The sequence below is a fragment of the Roseofilum reptotaenium CS-1145 genome, from assembly GCF_028330985.1.
In the GTDB taxonomy this organism is placed as follows: domain Bacteria; phylum Cyanobacteriota; class Cyanobacteriia; order Cyanobacteriales; family Desertifilaceae; genus Roseofilum; species Roseofilum reptotaenium.
Map to the genome: position 1 here is coordinate 135,903 of NZ_JAQMUE010000080.1, position 15,488 is coordinate 151,390.

A 15,488-nucleotide genomic window follows, 5' to 3' on the forward strand; every position below is an offset into this window, starting at 1 on the left:
ATGAACTCCACTCTCAGAGAGTCCATCGATCTCCTTTTGCCCCATCTGATGCCAACATTAGTGAACCCTGATGCGGCATTGGGGTTAAAAGCATTAGCGAGCAATCTAGCCCCCATTCTGCGGGGTGGCTTTGAATGCCGCCTCAGTACCAACTCCTCCCCAGTCGATTTCCAGCAGTGCGTTGTACCCGACGAGAGTGAGTGGACTGTGCTGGAAGAACACATTTCTGCTGTTGTTACTTCAACTAACAGCATATCGGTAGATCCAAGAGCGTCCCAATTGCAAGATTTCTTGGCTCAATGGCAGTTATCCCTTCAGTCAATTTCGGAAATTTGGTTAGAGTATGATATTGATGATTCATCAGTTTTTCTGCCCCTCCCCGCCATTTTCTTCGGATTGCCACAAGAGGTATCGCCAGCCATTGAAACCTATGCTATTGCTACCCAATCCCTGGATTTACTTCTAGGTTCTTTGGGTTGGCACGAGTGGCAGGATAATCTGGAGCAATGCTTTAGGGCTTGTCCTGATGGGGTATTTATTAGTCATATCGGTGTGATGCTCTCTCGAAACTCACCCGCTTTGCGAGTTAATGTTAAACGTTTGCAACCCGATTTGTTAATTCCCTATTTGCAAGAAATTGGCTGGCAGGAGGAAACTGAGGAACTCGAAGCTTTGATGATACAATTATTCGGGTTAGTCGATCGCCTAACGGTATGTCTGGATGTCGGTCAGATCGTTTATCCCCAAATTGGCTTAGAATGTATTTTCCTCCAACAGCCTCCAGACGAAACCCGTTGGGCTATTTTCTTAGATTATTTAGTAGAACGAGGGTTATGCTTGCCTGACAAGCCAGAGGCTTTATTAAGCTGGCCAGGTCAAACGAATCCTCTAAATGCTAAAGTATCTTGGCCGAGTGACTTAATTGCCGCTTCTCTTTTGCAGCCTAGGGATCGTTTTACGATATTCGATCGCCGCTTAAGTCATATTAAGGTGGTTTGGCGATCGCCAGATTCCTTAGAAGCCAAAGCTTATCTGTGGTTTGAACATCAGTGGTTATCTGGGAAAAGTTAACAATGAATACCCGTTCCGAAACAAATTGCGATTTAGATCGGTTTTATTCTGCCGAATCGGTTAGTGAATGGCAAGAAATTATTGGTGGAGATCTACATTACCATTTTGGCTATTTTCGCGGTTCCGAAGATTTAGAAACGGGTTTAAAGCAAACCGTGAGAAATTTTTATCCTTATATCCCTGCTGGCACACGGGTTTTAGATATTGGCTGCGGTTGGGGAGGACCGGCCAAAATGCTAATTAGCGATCGCAATTGCTCGGTAACCGGAATATCATTGAGTAGCACCCAAGTCGAGTATTGCCAGAGCCTGGGTTTAAATGTTTGGCAGCAAGACTTGGAGCTAGAAACAGAGGAAATCAGAGGGGAATACGATCTAATATTTTGCCTGGAAATGATGTCTCATATCAGAAACAAAGCTAGACTGCTGGAGCGGCTGCGATCGTTAGCCCCACGCCTGCTCCTTTCAGTCAACTGTATTACAGATAACTATTGGGGAGAAAGGACGACTTTTGGCGAATCAATGGAACTTTGTACGGTTTCAGAATTGACCCAATATCTGGAGCAAGCAGGCTGGCAAATTAATTATATCAAAAACAAGCGATTTCAATCATTGCGGACGATCGCACTGTGGAAAGAAAATCTAGATCGCGTTTATGGCGATCGCCAGCCTCCCGGACAGCTTGCTATCCTTCGTGCTCTTGTAGATGCAGCACTGCGAGATCCAGTGGGCTGGTGCCAGTCATTTCCCCTAATCGACATTGTGGCAGAAAGATGAGTGAAAAAATACCTTTACCCTTTAATCCGCGATCGCCAGAATTTCGCGCCAACCCCTATCCTACCTATGATTACCTGCGAACTCACCATCCGATCTACTATCGACCGGAACGAAACGATTGGGTGCTGACGCGCTACGCTGATATTGTGGAAGCTCTGACCAACCCTAGCTTTGGGAGATCGGAATCGGGGCTAGCAGGAGTGACAACCGCTAACCAAGAGGCAATTCACCATTTTTTGTCTTTGCGTCAGGATAGTCAAAGACTGATGGCGCTGTGGTTGGTGCTTCGCAATCCGCCAGATCATACGAGAATCCGTCAATCGTTAGTGGCTCCTTTCAGTCCAACACGAATTAAAACATGGCGATCGCGCATTCAGGAGAAAGTTGACGACCTCATTGAGCGCGCGAAAGAGCGGGGCATAATGGATATTATCAAGGATTTCGCTTATCCGCTTACCCTTGATGTAAATTGTGAGATATTGGGAATTCCAAAATCAGAATGGCATCCGCGCTTTCAACAATGGTCAGAGGGCTTGTCTGCAGTGGGAGACTTGGACGCAACTGCGATCGCTAACGAGAAAGGTTTGCTGGCGATCGCTGGTTTGGCCCAATATTTCCGCAGCTTAATTGCTAAACACTACAGCGATCGCCAACCGCAAGAGAATCTAATTAGCACCCTAGTTCAAGCACAAGCTGAGGGTCAATTGAGCGAAGAAGAACTGATTGCCAATTGCATCCTCCTATTTTTTGCTGGAGATTCAACAACTAAGCATTTAATTGGCAACAGCATCTTAACTTTGCTCGATCATCCCCAGCAGCTAAGACAGCTACAAGCAAATCCGTCTTTAATAGAAACGACTATATCTGAAGTTTTGCGCTATGAAGGCCCGTTTCAAGTCGTCTCGCGCACGGCACTGTCCGATATTCAACTCTCAAATACAACCATTCATCGGGGTGAAATCGTCAATTGCATGTTAGCTGCTGGTAATCGAGACCCTGCCAAGTTTCCCAACCCAGAGAAGTTTGATATTCAGCGCCAACCCAATCCCTATCTTTCTTTCGGTCGAGGAATTCATATTTGTCTGGGGAGGCATTTGGGTAAATTATTGGCAGAAATTGCCGTGGGTACGCTGGTAAACCGCTTGCCTGAATTATCCATAGCAACCGAATCCCTTGAATGGGAAGATACTTTTCTAGCACGCGGTTTGAAATCATTACCCGTCGTCTTTTGAATACAGCAACCCGCGCATTGCCCAGTCATGTTTGTGCGCTTCATTCAGTTCAGCCACGGTGAAATGGAGTCCCAGTTCAGAACCGAGTTGAACAAAGCCTTCTAAGTTCGGGTTTTTATTGAGGGCTAAAAGTCGAGTTTTGAATTGTTCATCTGCACGAAATTGCTCGATAAAGTGTAATGCTACTTGGACAGACATGAGTTTTATCTTATCCCTCTTCTATCACTCTTGGAAATTGTGAGAACGGTCCGTCATTGCAGCCCACGATAATCATAACTATAGTCGATGATTAGTCTATTGTAGGGGCAAGTTTCAAACCCCCTCTAAAACAATGTCTCATGGTTAATCGAATTCACTATAAATGGAGATAGCAGAGGATCGGGAGTACCGGTTAACTGACGGGCAAACCGGGGGGCGATCGCCGGAACTAAGGTAATAGGAGCAGTAAACCCGGAAAAAACATATAATCCGTCTCGTTTGGGTATCGCCCCCATAATGGCAAAATTCTGATGCACAAATGCCACTAAACAAGAATGCCAGGTTCCCGGTTCTTGAGCTAAAGAGGGTAAGATTTGGCCAACTTTTTGGCGAATTTCGTTCTCACTCCTTTGGGGATTAATCTGAGCCTGGGGATCGGTTACCGTGCGGCTTAATTGTCCTAATAATAATCGTCCCCCTAGAAACTGTACCGCACTGGTATCAACAATGGCAGGGGCTAACTCGTGTCCCGGTTCATCCCAAAGGAATTCCAATTCTGGACGACTTGAATAGGTTTCAAGCTGATAGAGTTGGGTTTGGGAAGGGATGACAAAACTAGATAAACGCTTGTCAGTCTCGACAATTTCTACCAATTCTGCATGGGTAAAATAAATAGGAATATCAATTCCAGCTTGTTTGAGCAGTTTTCGAGTCCATCCACCGGCACAAACCACTACGTTTTTCGACTGATAGGAGGCTTCAGAAGTCCTGATGTGATAGGACTGATCCAGCTCCTTTCGTAATTCCAGGACTTCCCCAATTTCCATGACTCCCCCTTGACGGATCGTCGCCTGTTGATAGGCTTGATTGAGGAGAATGGGGTTAACCTGAGCTTGCTGTAAGATAAAGGCACTAACGATCGCCTCTGGATTGAGCAAAGGTTCGATTTCACAGGCTTCTTGGGGGGTTAACATCTGAAATGGATCGCTCATCTGCTGGTAAGCGGCGATTGTGTGTGCCACATCTTGCCCTGGATCGACGGTAAACAGAAACTCTACCGCTCGAAACTCGGTATCCATGCCTAATTCATTGGATAATTGCTCGTGTCTGGCTTTTCCTTCATGGAACAATCTTCCTATGTCTCCTGAAGTGCCATACCAATGAATGCCTCCATAACTATAGCGGGTGGCGCGATCGCCATCAGCGCTTTGATCTAAAAGAAGTATCTCTAATCCTAGCTTACTGAGTTCATAGGCTAGAGCGCTACCGGTAATGCCTGCCCCAATTACGATCCAATCGTAAATTTTCGTCATACTCATCTAATCCCCTCCCTAATTGCTAACATATTTTGCACAAAACGCCGAGGAATGTCTGGGCGATCGCCCCAGTGTAAATGCAAGTATGATGCATGAAGATTATAAATTTGCCATCCTTCGCTTACCGAGAGTGTATGGCGATCGTAGCCTTTTAATTGAAATAAGGGAAGGGCTTGGTCTTCTGGGGTGGGGAAAGGAGGACTGAGTTGGGAGCGATGAAACTCATGGCCTTGAAGGGTTGTACCGGCTGCCACCAGGGGACTATCATGGAGAGTGCTGGCTTTTCGATAGCCGAGGGTGAGCTTTTTCTCCATCGTGACGTGGGAGGGTAAAATTCCCACCATCTCCCAAGTTTTCCCTTCAAATGTGGTAAGACTTTGGCACAATACCATTAAACCGCCACATTCGGCATAGGTGGGCAGTCCGGCTACAATCGCTTGGTGTATGGCTTGGCGAGCGGGTTGATTTTCTGTTAATTGCTCGGCGAACATTTCTGGAAATCCTCCCCCGAAGTAGAGTCCGTCAATAGCAGGGGGAAGGGTGCGATCGCCCAGCGGACTCCAGGGAACGAGTTCTACGCCTAGGTTTTGCAGGATATCTAAGTTATCGGCATAGTAGAAGCTGAAGGCTGGATCTTGGGCGATCGCTAATCGGAGCTTATCGCTAGGGGATGGGGGGATAGGGGGATGGGGGGATGGGGAGATGGGGAGACACAGTGACGCTGGGACTTTGAGAAATTGCTGCAACTTTTGCCAGTTAAAATGATGTTTGCCTAAGTGGGCTAATCGGTCTAAAATCTCGTTCAACTGCGGTAATTCAGCCGTGGGAATTAGCCCTAGATGGCGGTCTGGGATGGTAATTTGAGTTTGACGGGGAAATACGCCTAAAATGGGCAGATTGAGGGGTTCTAGCGCCGCTTCCAGGTATTCTTGATGGCGATCGCTCCCCACCCGATTGAGGATAATTCCGGCTAAGTTGAGGCTGGGGTCGAAGGTTTGGAAGCCATGGGCGATCGCGGCGACAGAATTGGACATCCGCCCGCAATCTAATACCAGCATCACCGGTAAGTTTAGCAGTTTGGCTACATGGGCGGTAGAGCCGAAATGGCGATCGTCCGGGTGGCAATTATAGGGCAAGCCATCAAACAGTCCCATCACCCCTTCTACCACGGCACAATCTGCGGTTTGCCCATGGTGCAGATAACAGGTTTGCACCCATTCTGGAGAGGTTAACACCGGATCTAAATTGCGGCAAGGGCGACCCGTAATATAACTATGAAACATGGGATCGATATAATCTGGCCCCACTTTAAATGATTGCACCGATACCCCTTGTTCTCGTAAGCTGGCCAATAGCGCTAACGTGATGGTCGTCTTCCCCACTCCAGAGCGATCGCCCGCAATTATTAATCCCATGATCAATTAAAAACTAAAATTTCTAGATTTCCATAAGTCCTCAAAGTTAATCTTTAATTTAGTCATTTCTACAGTAGAGAAAACCCGTCATTACCCTGCCATCGGGCATCGTTGTATTGTGCAGAACTATCTCGTCGCCATCACAGTCAAATGCTTTGGTCGGCTCTAACTCATAATCTTCAGGCCAATCGTCTAACGTCGCTCCTAATAAGTTGGCATCAGTTAAGATCGTACCGGCTAAGATTGTTTCCGTCAGATCAGCATAACTCAAGTTTGCTTTCTCTAAAGTTGCATATTGCAGATTGGCATAAGACAACTTTGCCCGGCTCAGATGGGCACCGGTTAAATTAGCATATCTTAGATTGGTACCTCTTAAATTAGCCCGACTCAGATCGGCATCGGTTAAAACCGCCCGACTAAAATCTGCACTGGTTAAATTAGCCCGATTCAGATGGGCACCGGTTACATCAACACAACCAAAGCACCTTTCTCCAAATGCATATTGGCGTAATAATTCGCGACCATCCATTGAGCGAATTTCAGTTTGGAGACTTCCATCCGGCATCCTTACACCACAATACCAAATGTCTTCTAATATGAGTTTATTAGATTCAACTAGACTCAAATCAACATCCGTTAATTTAGCTTGAGTCAAATCCACATTATCTAAATCATAATCATAAAAATAAAAATCTTGATTTTTTAACTTAGCTTGTCGTAAATTAACATTTTTGATTTCGCCATTCCTATCTAATGACACATACAATGTTGCACCTTCTAAATTAATATTGGTTAGATGATATTCACTATCTAGACTTGAAAATATTCTGGAATTAGATAAGTTCACATTATCTAATGTAATATTGTTCAGCTTGATAGAAATTATGGAATTTTGTAAATTTATTCTTTCGGCTGTATTGTCGCTTAAATATAGATTGGATACATGTGAATAGCTCAGGTCAATTTCACTTAAACATGCCTGACTAAAAGAAGTATGGTTAATCGAAGAACAACTTAGACTGACTCCCCTAAGATTAGCGAGATCGAAGTAACTACGCAGAAAGGTAGTAAAATAACGACCGCGCTTGAGATAGGCATAAGCATAAGTAGATAATGTCACTCCTTGAAAATTAGCTCCTTCTAAGTTTGCCCCCTGAAAGTTAACTCCTCTCAAATCTGCCCCCTGAAAGTTTGCTCCTCTCAAATCTGCCTCTATAAATTTAGTTCCCTGCAATTTCACTCCGGCTAAATTCACGTCTCTCAAATTAGCCTGGCTTAAGTTTGACCAACTTAAATCAATCGAACAGGTTTGGCTCTCTTCTCCTTCAGAATCACTTAAATTGAAACCCTGTAAATTGAAACCCTGCAAATTCTCTCCACTCAAGTCTAATACCGAAAAGTTACGCTCTCCATTTCTATAGTCTTCTAACAATTGTTGGGCGCTCATTCTCAATGAGAAACTCGATGGCTTTTCCATAAAAAAGCTTTCCTCATCAGGAGGTATAGTATTCCAGAACAAAGCTCTGTCATGTTTAATCGTCTCCCATTGTTCTTCACTCACATTTTGAAAGTTCGTCCCGGTCAAATTTGCTCTTCTGAGATCCAGTCCTGATAGGGTTGAAGAGCTGAGATCAGCACACGCTAAATTGCTTCCACTTAGATCGGCTTCGGTAAAGTCAGCCTTATGAGCTATAGCTTTGCTTAAATTAACATGTCTGAGGGTTGCTCTCACTAATTTCGCGTCACTCAAGTTAATTTCTTGCAAACTGGCTCCCCAGAAATTGCTACGATTGAGATTGGCTTTCTGTAAATTGGCTTTAGCCAATGCAGCATATTGTTTCCTTTCGCTCTCACTCATCTGTTCCAACTCTTCCTGAGTCCCTTGAAAGTCGTTCAAATTAGCTCCACTCAAATCGAATCCACTCAAATTTTCTCCCGAAAAGTCCCTCTCTCCAGCATTGTAGAGCGCCCAAAATTGTTCGATATCCATAGTCTTAACCGTTAACGACTAATGAGATTATACTTCTTATCCCTAAGTGAGACAGACATACTCCACCTCCTGGAGAATCTGGTTGCCAAAGTGAGGACTCAGGGATTCTGGCGTGACCAAATTTATCCTGCGCCCAAACAAATCTTCTAGAAAGAAACAGAGATCCATAAAATTCCGAAAGGTTTTTTGTTCTGGCTCAAACACCACAAAAACATCCACATCACTCTCGTCATCTGCCTCCCCACGCTGAAACGATCCAAACACACCAAAACTTCTGACTCCATAAGTTTTAATCGTCTCACGGTGTGCCAAGATGGAGGACATGAGGTCTTGCTTCGTTCGTAGTGGTTTGATAGGATCATCTCCAGTTTTTCCTAAAGATGAACGTTCAAAAATCGGCTCCGTAACTTCTTCTAACCGGTCTTCAAAATCAGTGAGATCGTGTGTATCCCAGAACTCGGCTAACTCTTTAAGAGAGTCTGTTTGAACAATTATAGTCTTATCTTTTTCATGCATATCTAGAACCTCTTCATTATCTACTAAAGCCTGGATTCAGCCATCGCAAAATTTCGGCTTTTAACCGAGTAATATCTTTGTAAATAAACTCCTGTTTGACCCATTGTCCCATGGCATCTAAAGGACTAAATTCCCGTCCAGCTTGCCAATTAATATCTTGTCCCGTGGGCGTTAAATGATTACCGGGAAGTCTTTGTAAAGTCACCATATTGGCAAATCTGGCTCGTAAAATTTCAATTAATCGGGAACTTTGATCGATGTTATCGTTCTGAAAGCGAATTAACAGATTGCGCCGGATCTGATAGTCTTTCTCGATCAAAACTTCTGTTTGTTCTGGAGAGGGGGTGAATTCCAATTGGAACATGGTGGCCAGATTGAGTTCTTGACCCAGGGGAATGGATTGATTCACGGGATAATTATTGTAGGCAATGAAAATATTTCCAGCATGATTAATTTTGGGGAAACTTCCGATGATCAGGTGCAGTTTACAGCCCATACTATGGCCTAAACCGTAAAGGGGTAAATAGCGCCGTCGCAGTTTTCCTAAACGCTCTAATTGAGTTAAGGTCTGATTGAATTGCTCTAGAACCGATCGTGCAATCTGATAATGATCGAAGGTATTGATAAAGGGCGTGGTGACGATAATATAGCCTTGAGTAGCGATCGCCTCCAATAACCAACGATAGGTCACATGGGGCGCTGCGCCTATAAATGCCCCCCCCAAAAAATGAACGATCGCGATCGGTCTTGGGGGCACTAATACCCAATTTTCATCAATCTCTAACCAGTCCATGATTTTATTTTTTACTATAGATGAACAGGGCAGATTCGGGTTGGGAACATCTAGAACCTGGCATTCTCAGCAGTGACCTGGGATGAGATCACCTTAAGAGCCAAAGGCAAGGTGTTAAGCTAGATGGGGCGTTCTCTGAATGCCCAGAACTCATAGGTTTTAGGGTCGGCATCAGGTACCATTAACTCTAATTTAAACGACGCAAGGAAGATTACCGATGACACAACGCAAGCGATCGCTGATTACAGGAATTACCGGTCAAGATGGTTCTTATTTGAGTGAATTATTACTCGAGAAGGGGTATGAGGTTCACGGAATCATTCGCCGCAGTTCCACCTTCAATACCGATCGCATCGACCATATTTACATCGATCCCCATGAAGAACAAGCCCGATTTTTCCTGCACTACGGCGATCTCACCGACGGCACAACCCTCCGCCGGATCTTAGAAGAAATTCAACCTCATGAGGTCTACAATTTGGGCGCTCAATCCCACGTGCGCGTCAGTTTCGACTCCCCCGAATATACCGTTGATACTGTCGCCATGGGAACCCTACGGCTCTTAGAAGCCATTCGAGACTACCAACAGCGTACCGGCAATCAGGTCAGATTCTATCAAGCCGGATCGTCCGAGATGTTTGGGAAAGTCCAAGAAGTACCTCAAAAAGAAACCACCCCCTTCTATCCCAGAAGTCCTTACTCCTGCGCTAAAGTCTATGCCCATTGGCAAACCATTAACTACCGGGAATCCTACAAATTATTTGCCTGTAATGGCATCCTGTTTAACCATGAATCCCCTCGTCGAGGTGAAACCTTTGTAACGCGTAAAATCACCCGTGCAGTGGCTCGGATTAAAGCTGGACTGCAAAAGAAACTCTATTTAGGAAACTTGGATGCCAAACGGGATTGGGGATATGCCAAAGACTATGTACGTGCTATGTGGCTCATGCTTCAGCAAGATGAACCGGATGATTATGTCGTCGCCACCAATGAAACCCACTCCATTCGCGAATTTCTTGATATTGCCTTTACCCATGTGGGTTTAAGCTGGCAAGATTATGTGGAGTTTGACGAGCGCTATTTACGTCCTGCGGAAGTGGATTTACTCATTGGTGACCCGAGCAAAGCTAAAGAAAAGCTGGGTTGGGAACCCTCCGTTACCTTCGAGGAGCTAGTAAAATTGATGGTGGACTCCGATCGAGAAGTGCTGGAAAAAGCCAAACAGTTGGGCAATGGATTTGACTAAGGCAGATTGAGGAAAAAAGATGACCACCATAGAATTGCAAGATAAGCGGATTTTGGTCACGGGAGGCGCGGGTTTTCTCGGTCGTCAGGTGATTGAGCAGCTTGAGGGGGCAGGAGCAAACCGAAATCATATTACCATTGTGCGATCGCGCGAATACGATCTTCGGCAAATGGCTGCCTGCGAGCAAGTTGTCCAAAATCAAGATATCATCATCCACCTGGCTGCCCATGTGGGAGGAATCGGTCTCAACCGGGAGAAACCGGCAGAACTGTTTTACGATAACTTGATGATGGGAACCCAGCTTATCCATGCGGCTTACCAAGCGGGTATCGAAAAATTTGTCTGTGTTGGAACCATTTGCGCCTATCCGAAATTTACCCCTGTTCCTTTCAAAGAAGAAGACCTCTGGAACGGCTACCCGGAAGAAACCAATGCTCCCTATGGCATTGCCAAAAAAGCGCTCCTGGTTCAGCTCCAATCCTATCGGCAACAATATGGGTTGAATGGCATTTTCCTCTTGCCAGTAAACTTATATGGGCCAGAAGATAACTTCGATCCGAGTAGTTCCCATGTGATTCCCGCCTTAATTCGCAAAGTCTACGAAGCTCAACAGCGGGGAGATACAACCCTTCCTGCTTGGGGAGATGGATCGCCGAGTCGTGAGTTTCTCTATTCCACCGATGCCGCACGGGGCATCGTGATGGCCACTCAGAAGTACAATGACTCTGAACCCGTGAACTTAGGAACTGGTTACGAAATTACCATCCGCGATCTAGTTGAACTCATTTGTGAGTTAATGGAATTTAAGGGCGAAATTGTCTGGCAAACGGATAAACCCAATGGTCAACCCCGCCGATGCTTAGATACCCAACGGGCAAAAGACTGGTTTGGGTTTACAGCGAATATGGAGTTTCGCGAAGGGCTGAAACGAACCATTGACTGGTATCGCACTCATGGAGAGGCGGCATAGTGTCGTGACCACCTAAAATGGTGCTTTAGAAAAAGATGGGGGAAAGGGGGAAAAGGGGGCAATACAGAAAGCCCACTATCCCCCCATCCCCTATCGTTTTGATGTTTAGGAATAATACGAATGAATCCTTTCTTAAAAAATATAGTTACTTTGACCGCTCTGGCAGCCGTTGTTGATGGTTCTGCCAATGCTGAAGAAAAGGAATTGATTGTCGATCGTCTGGCCCATAAACTAGAAGTGTCTCCCGATCTGGTTTATGAGGAGCTGGATCGGGCGATCTCTAAGGTGCAAGAAGCAGCTAATAACCCCACTATGGCACTCCAGTTAGCCTATAAAGCCTTACGCACGCTCCCCTTCCATCAACAAACATTTGCCTTTGATGTGGCCAAAGAAGTCATTGATGTCAATGGCATAGAACCCGATGAAAGCACGTTTATTTGGGCCTTATTTCGGTTAGTTTTCCCCGAATCATCAGGAGAAGCATAGACGGATTATGAAGGATAAACTTCTTGCAGAAGGTGAGGGAATAGGGAATAGAGATACAGTGCTTTGCTTGCGTTATGGAGTACAAGACCGAATCCCCAAAGCCATATACCACAATCCTATTCCCTAGCACAAAGCACTATAAGAATACAGGATTACTCTATTCCTCTTCATGTTCTACCCACTTATGCAAGAAGTCTAATGAATAATGAATCAATGGTTAATGATTAATGGTTAATAGATTGAATGGATAAACGCCAACTTCGTAAACAGCTCCTCATTGCTCGCGAGTCCCTATCTTTAGAAGACTGGAAAACGAAAAGCGATCGCCTCTGCCAAACCCTGAAACAGGCTCCCCTGTTTCAGCACGCTCAAACCATTCTCGCCTATTGGAGTCATCGCCGAGAAGCCGATCTGAGTGTTTTGTGGGGCGAACGGCAAGTTTGGGGATTACCTCGAACTGTGGGAAAATCCCTCTCCTGGCATGTCTGGAAGCCTTCAGAACCCCTGCAAGCGGGAAAATATGGCATTTTTGAACCTCATCCGGATTCCCCCGTGCTACAGCCCCAGGATGTAGATTTAATTTTGGTTCCCGCCGTGGGCTGCGATCGCCAGGGATATCGTTTAGGCTATGGGGGTGGATACTATGACCGGTTACTGAGTTCAGAGGATTGGCAGTCTATTCCCACGATGGGTATTCTCTTTGATTTTGCTTGGGTTGAGCAACTGCCCGTCGATCATTGGGATATCGCCTTAAAAGGGGTTTGTAGCGATCGGCGATTTTGGCAAAAAACCGATTCTTGAATCTTCACCCGGCGCTGTTGCCAAATTTTTCCCTCTTTGATATCGAGATCGATGAGCTTCAATGAGATAATAGATTCCACAGATAAAACTTGAACGGTAACCATGACCCAGATTTACACCATTAAAATTCATAATCGCCACACTGACCAATACCACACTCTGGAAGTCCCCGATGACCGCTATATTCTCCACAATTGCGAAACTCAAGGGGTGGATTTACCGTTTTCCTGTCGCAATGGTGCTTGTACAACCTGCGCGGTGCGTATCCTCTCTGGAGAAATCTATCAACCGGAAGCCATGGGACTCTCTCCTGACTTACAAAAACAAGGTTATGCTCTCTTGTGTGTCAGTTATGCCAGATCCGATTTAGAAGTGGAAACTCAGGATGAAGATGAAGTATATGAACTGCAATTTGGGCGCTATTTTGGCAAAGGAAAAATAGAAATCGGCTTACCTCTAGAAGATGATTAAACCCTAAAAAAGATTATTTCTGGCATTCAATTAATCGCATGGGGGGATGATCTAAGAAATCCTGCCAATACTCTTGACCCCATTTTTCAATTCCTTCAGGCGAAACCATGGGTTTATACCAGTTCACTCGCTTAAATCCGACTTCTTGGAATGCCCATTCATAAGTTTCTTGACTCAAATAACAGTCATCAATTACAACCTGTTCTCCATTCACTTCAAAAGCCAAGCTAGGAATGGGCATTCCTTCTTCAAAATCACCAAGATCTTTGTTCCTGTAATAGCCGTATTTTTCCAGGCACTCATAGGATTCTGGAGATAAGCCAAGATTATTGTTGAGCGCCACAAACTGGCCCCCTGGTTTTAAGTTGTCATAGATAGTTTGGCACATTTGGCGCAGGTGCTCTTTGGTTTGTGCGTGGTTAATGGAAAAAGCTGCAGCAACTACATCAAAAGCATCTATTTTGCCCAGTTCGCACATATCGCTAAGGATATATTCTATTCCCAGGGGTTCTTTGGCTTCTTCTGCCCTAGCTAACTCGAGCATTTGGGTGGATATATCGACTCCAACGACTCGTGAGGCACCTTTTTTTTTAAAGTTGCGGCTGTGTATCCCGTCTCCACAACCAAGATCGAGAATGGATTTGCCGGATAGATCTCCTAATTGGCTCAAATAAGTATAGGTCTCAACATAATAATAGATGTCGTAGATTAGGTTTTCGCGAAATTCTTTGTATTGCGTTGCGATGGGATCATAAACTTCCATATTTTAGTTTGATGGTATCGGTTGAAACTCAATTAGTCTATTGTAGATCAATTTGTCCATGAATATTAAAAAACGGATTATACTAGTGTGCAGTATTATTTCTCTCTGGGGCTGTCACTCTTCTCCTCTGGAGGGAGAAATGGTAACTGTGGTGAGAATTGTCAGTGGAAATACCTTAGAAGTAATCGGCGATCGTTCCACTTCTAAAACCATAAGACTGATTGGGATTAGTGCCCCATCCGTAGAACAGAAACCTTGGGGAATAGAGGCGAAGGAATATCTAAAAAATCGTGTTGAAAAACAAGCTGTAATCTTAGAAGGGGATCGAGAAATTGAAGATAAATATGGGCGTACCTTGGGCTATATTTGGCAGGATGGAGACTTGATTAACGAAGAATTGGTCAAAGAAGGGTATGCTTTAGCTCAGGAATGGTTTCCCAATACCCAATATAGTCAACGTCTCCAGTATGCCGAACAAAGAGCAAGAACTCTGGAGCTTGGTATTTGGAATCGAGAAAACCCGATGCGGTTGACTCCCAGTGAGTTCCGTTATCAACAGTAGGAGCGAAAAAAATTGCCCCACCCATTATCCATTACTCATTGATCCATGACCGACAATTTACAAACCTACTTAGAGATTGCCACAGAAGCCGCTTTAGCTGGTGGTGCGGTGGTGATGTCTTACCAAGGAAAATTAACAGATATCCGGGAAAAAGGCCGGCCGGGAGATATTGTCACGGAAGCAGATAAGGCTTCGGAAGTCGTGATTTTAGAGATATTGCAGCGTCATTTTCCCGACCATAATATTTTAGCGGAAGAGTCGGGAAAGCTGGGCGATCGCCAAAGTCGATATCTGTGGGCGATCGATCCCCTTGATGGGACAACCAACTACTCCCATGGCTATCCCAATTTCTCCGTTTCCATAGGCTTATTAATCGATGGAGTGCCCCAAGTGGGGGTCGTCTTCGATCCATCCCGTCAAGAACTCTTTCGCGCCGCACAAGGCTTAGGAGCGACCCTAAACCGCCAGGCGATCGCCGTTTCCACAACTCCCACCCTAGCGGATAGCCTCCTCGTTACCGGTTTCGCCTACGATCGCCGAGAAACCGACGATAATAACTATGCCCAATTCTGCCATTTTACCCATCTTACCCAAGGAGTTCGCCGGGGAGGTTCCGCCGCTATTGACCTGGCCTACGTTGCCTGTGGACGTTTAGATGGCTACTGGGAAAGGGGGTTGTCCCCCTGGGATATTACCGCTGGTACGGTTCTGGTCAAAGAAGCGGGAGGGAAAGTGAGCGCCTATGATGGCAGTAGATTCGATATAACAACCGGTCGGATTTTAGCCACCAATGGGCATCTTCATGACCCCATGATTCAGGTCCTCTCGCAAATTTCCCCTTTCCCCCCTCAATGGAGAGAATTTATAACAATTAGCTAAGAG

Annotated in this window: 17 protein-coding genes; 10 read left to right on the plus strand and 7 right to left on the minus strand. The window is 45.3% G+C overall.

All coding sequences use genetic code 11. The features are described from left to right. Genes PN466_RS16575 through PN466_RS16585 form a run of 3 tightly spaced genes read left to right on the plus strand, consistent with a single transcriptional unit; the run spans position 1 to position 3,079 of the window. Complete coding sequence (locus PN466_RS16575; RefSeq protein WP_271941162.1) at positions 1-1,071, plus strand: hypothetical protein; 1,071 nt, start codon at positions 1-3, stop codon at positions 1,069-1,071. Between the two features lie 2 nt (positions 1,072-1,073). Then, on the plus strand, positions 1,074-1,847 hold the full coding sequence (locus PN466_RS16580; protein ID WP_271941165.1) for an SAM-dependent methyltransferase: 774 nt from the start codon (positions 1,074-1,076) through the stop codon (positions 1,845-1,847). Further along, the gene (locus PN466_RS16585; protein ID WP_271941168.1) at positions 1,844-3,079 is read left to right on the plus strand and encodes a cytochrome P450; all 1,236 of its coding nucleotides are present in this window, start codon (positions 1,844-1,846) and stop codon (positions 3,077-3,079) included. The genes PN466_RS16580 and PN466_RS16585 overlap by 4 nt, the downstream gene beginning before the upstream one ends. Here the strand turns inward: PN466_RS16585 and PN466_RS16590 are convergent. From PN466_RS16590 to PN466_RS16615, 6 genes are all read right to left on the minus strand, one after another. Further along, positions 3,062-3,277 (minus strand): Nif11-like leader peptide family natural product precursor, encoded by a 216-nt coding sequence (locus PN466_RS16590; protein ID WP_271941170.1) that lies wholly within the window; start codon positions 3,275-3,277, stop codon positions 3,062-3,064. The two genes, PN466_RS16585 and PN466_RS16590, sit on opposite strands and share 18 nt — an antisense overlap. 125 nt (positions 3,278-3,402) lie before the next feature. Next, a complete protein-coding gene (locus tag PN466_RS16595; protein ID WP_271941173.1) occupies positions 3,403-4,590 on the minus strand; it encodes an NAD(P)/FAD-dependent oxidoreductase in 1,188 nt (395 codons plus the stop codon). 2 nt (positions 4,591-4,592) lie between these two features. Further along, the gene (locus PN466_RS16600; protein ID WP_271941176.1) at positions 4,593-6,008 is read right to left on the minus strand and encodes a cobyrinate a,c-diamide synthase; all 1,416 of its coding nucleotides are present in this window, start codon (positions 6,006-6,008) and stop codon (positions 4,593-4,595) included. Between the two features lie 58 nt (positions 6,009-6,066). Then, positions 6,067-7,998 (minus strand): pentapeptide repeat-containing protein, encoded by a 1,932-nt coding sequence (locus PN466_RS16605; protein WP_271941178.1) that lies wholly within the window; start codon positions 7,996-7,998, stop codon positions 6,067-6,069. Positions 7,999-8,040: 42 nt separating this feature from the next. Further along, positions 8,041-8,514: a nucleotidyltransferase family protein gene (locus tag PN466_RS26005; RefSeq protein ID WP_271941179.1), complete on the minus strand. Its 474-nt coding sequence runs from the start codon at positions 8,512-8,514 to the stop codon at positions 8,041-8,043. Positions 8,515-8,530: 16 nt separating this feature from the next. Further along, positions 8,531-9,307 carry a DUF1350 family protein gene (locus PN466_RS16615; RefSeq protein WP_271941182.1) on the minus strand — a complete coding sequence of 259 codons (777 nt, stop codon included), beginning with the start codon at positions 9,305-9,307 and terminating at the stop codon, positions 8,531-8,533. Between the two features lie 217 nt (positions 9,308-9,524). Between PN466_RS16615 and gmd the strand changes: the two genes are divergently transcribed. From gmd to PN466_RS16640, 5 genes are all read left to right on the plus strand, one after another. Next, positions 9,525-10,553: a GDP-mannose 4,6-dehydratase gene (gene gmd / locus PN466_RS16620; protein ID WP_271941185.1), complete on the plus strand. Its 1,029-nt coding sequence runs from the start codon at positions 9,525-9,527 to the stop codon at positions 10,551-10,553. 19 nt (positions 10,554-10,572) lie between these two features. Further along, a complete protein-coding gene (locus PN466_RS16625) occupies positions 10,573-11,523 on the plus strand; it encodes a GDP-L-fucose synthase family protein (RefSeq protein WP_271941188.1) in 951 nt (316 codons plus the stop codon). Positions 11,524-11,643: 120 nt separating this feature from the next. After that, entirely contained in the window at positions 11,644-12,009 is a 366-nt protein-coding gene (locus PN466_RS16630) for a hypothetical protein (RefSeq protein ID WP_271941191.1), read from the plus strand. A 243-nt stretch (positions 12,010-12,252) separates the two neighbouring features. Then, complete coding sequence (locus PN466_RS16635) at positions 12,253-12,810, plus strand: 5-formyltetrahydrofolate cyclo-ligase (RefSeq protein ID WP_271941193.1); 558 nt, start codon at positions 12,253-12,255, stop codon at positions 12,808-12,810. A 102-nt stretch (positions 12,811-12,912) separates the two neighbouring features. Next, complete coding sequence (locus tag PN466_RS16640) at positions 12,913-13,281, plus strand: 2Fe-2S iron-sulfur cluster-binding protein (protein ID WP_271941196.1); 369 nt, start codon at positions 12,913-12,915, stop codon at positions 13,279-13,281. A gap of 13 nt (positions 13,282-13,294) precedes the next feature. Here PN466_RS16640 and PN466_RS16645 read toward each other — a convergent pair whose 3' ends face one another. Beyond that, positions 13,295-14,044, minus strand: a complete 750-nt coding sequence (locus PN466_RS16645; RefSeq protein WP_271941199.1) for a class I SAM-dependent methyltransferase — start codon at positions 14,042-14,044, stop codon at positions 13,295-13,297. A 58-nt stretch (positions 14,045-14,102) separates the two neighbouring features. Between PN466_RS16645 and PN466_RS16650 the strand changes: the two genes are divergently transcribed. Both PN466_RS16650 and PN466_RS16655 read left to right on the plus strand, forming a co-directional pair. Beyond that, positions 14,103-14,606, plus strand: a complete 504-nt coding sequence (locus PN466_RS16650) for a thermonuclease family protein (RefSeq protein ID WP_271941201.1) — start codon at positions 14,103-14,105, stop codon at positions 14,604-14,606. Positions 14,607-14,651: 45 nt separating this feature from the next. Next, entirely contained in the window at positions 14,652-15,485 is an 834-nt protein-coding gene (locus PN466_RS16655; protein WP_271941204.1) for an inositol monophosphatase family protein, read from the plus strand. Positions 15,486-15,488: the final 3 nt, after the last annotated feature.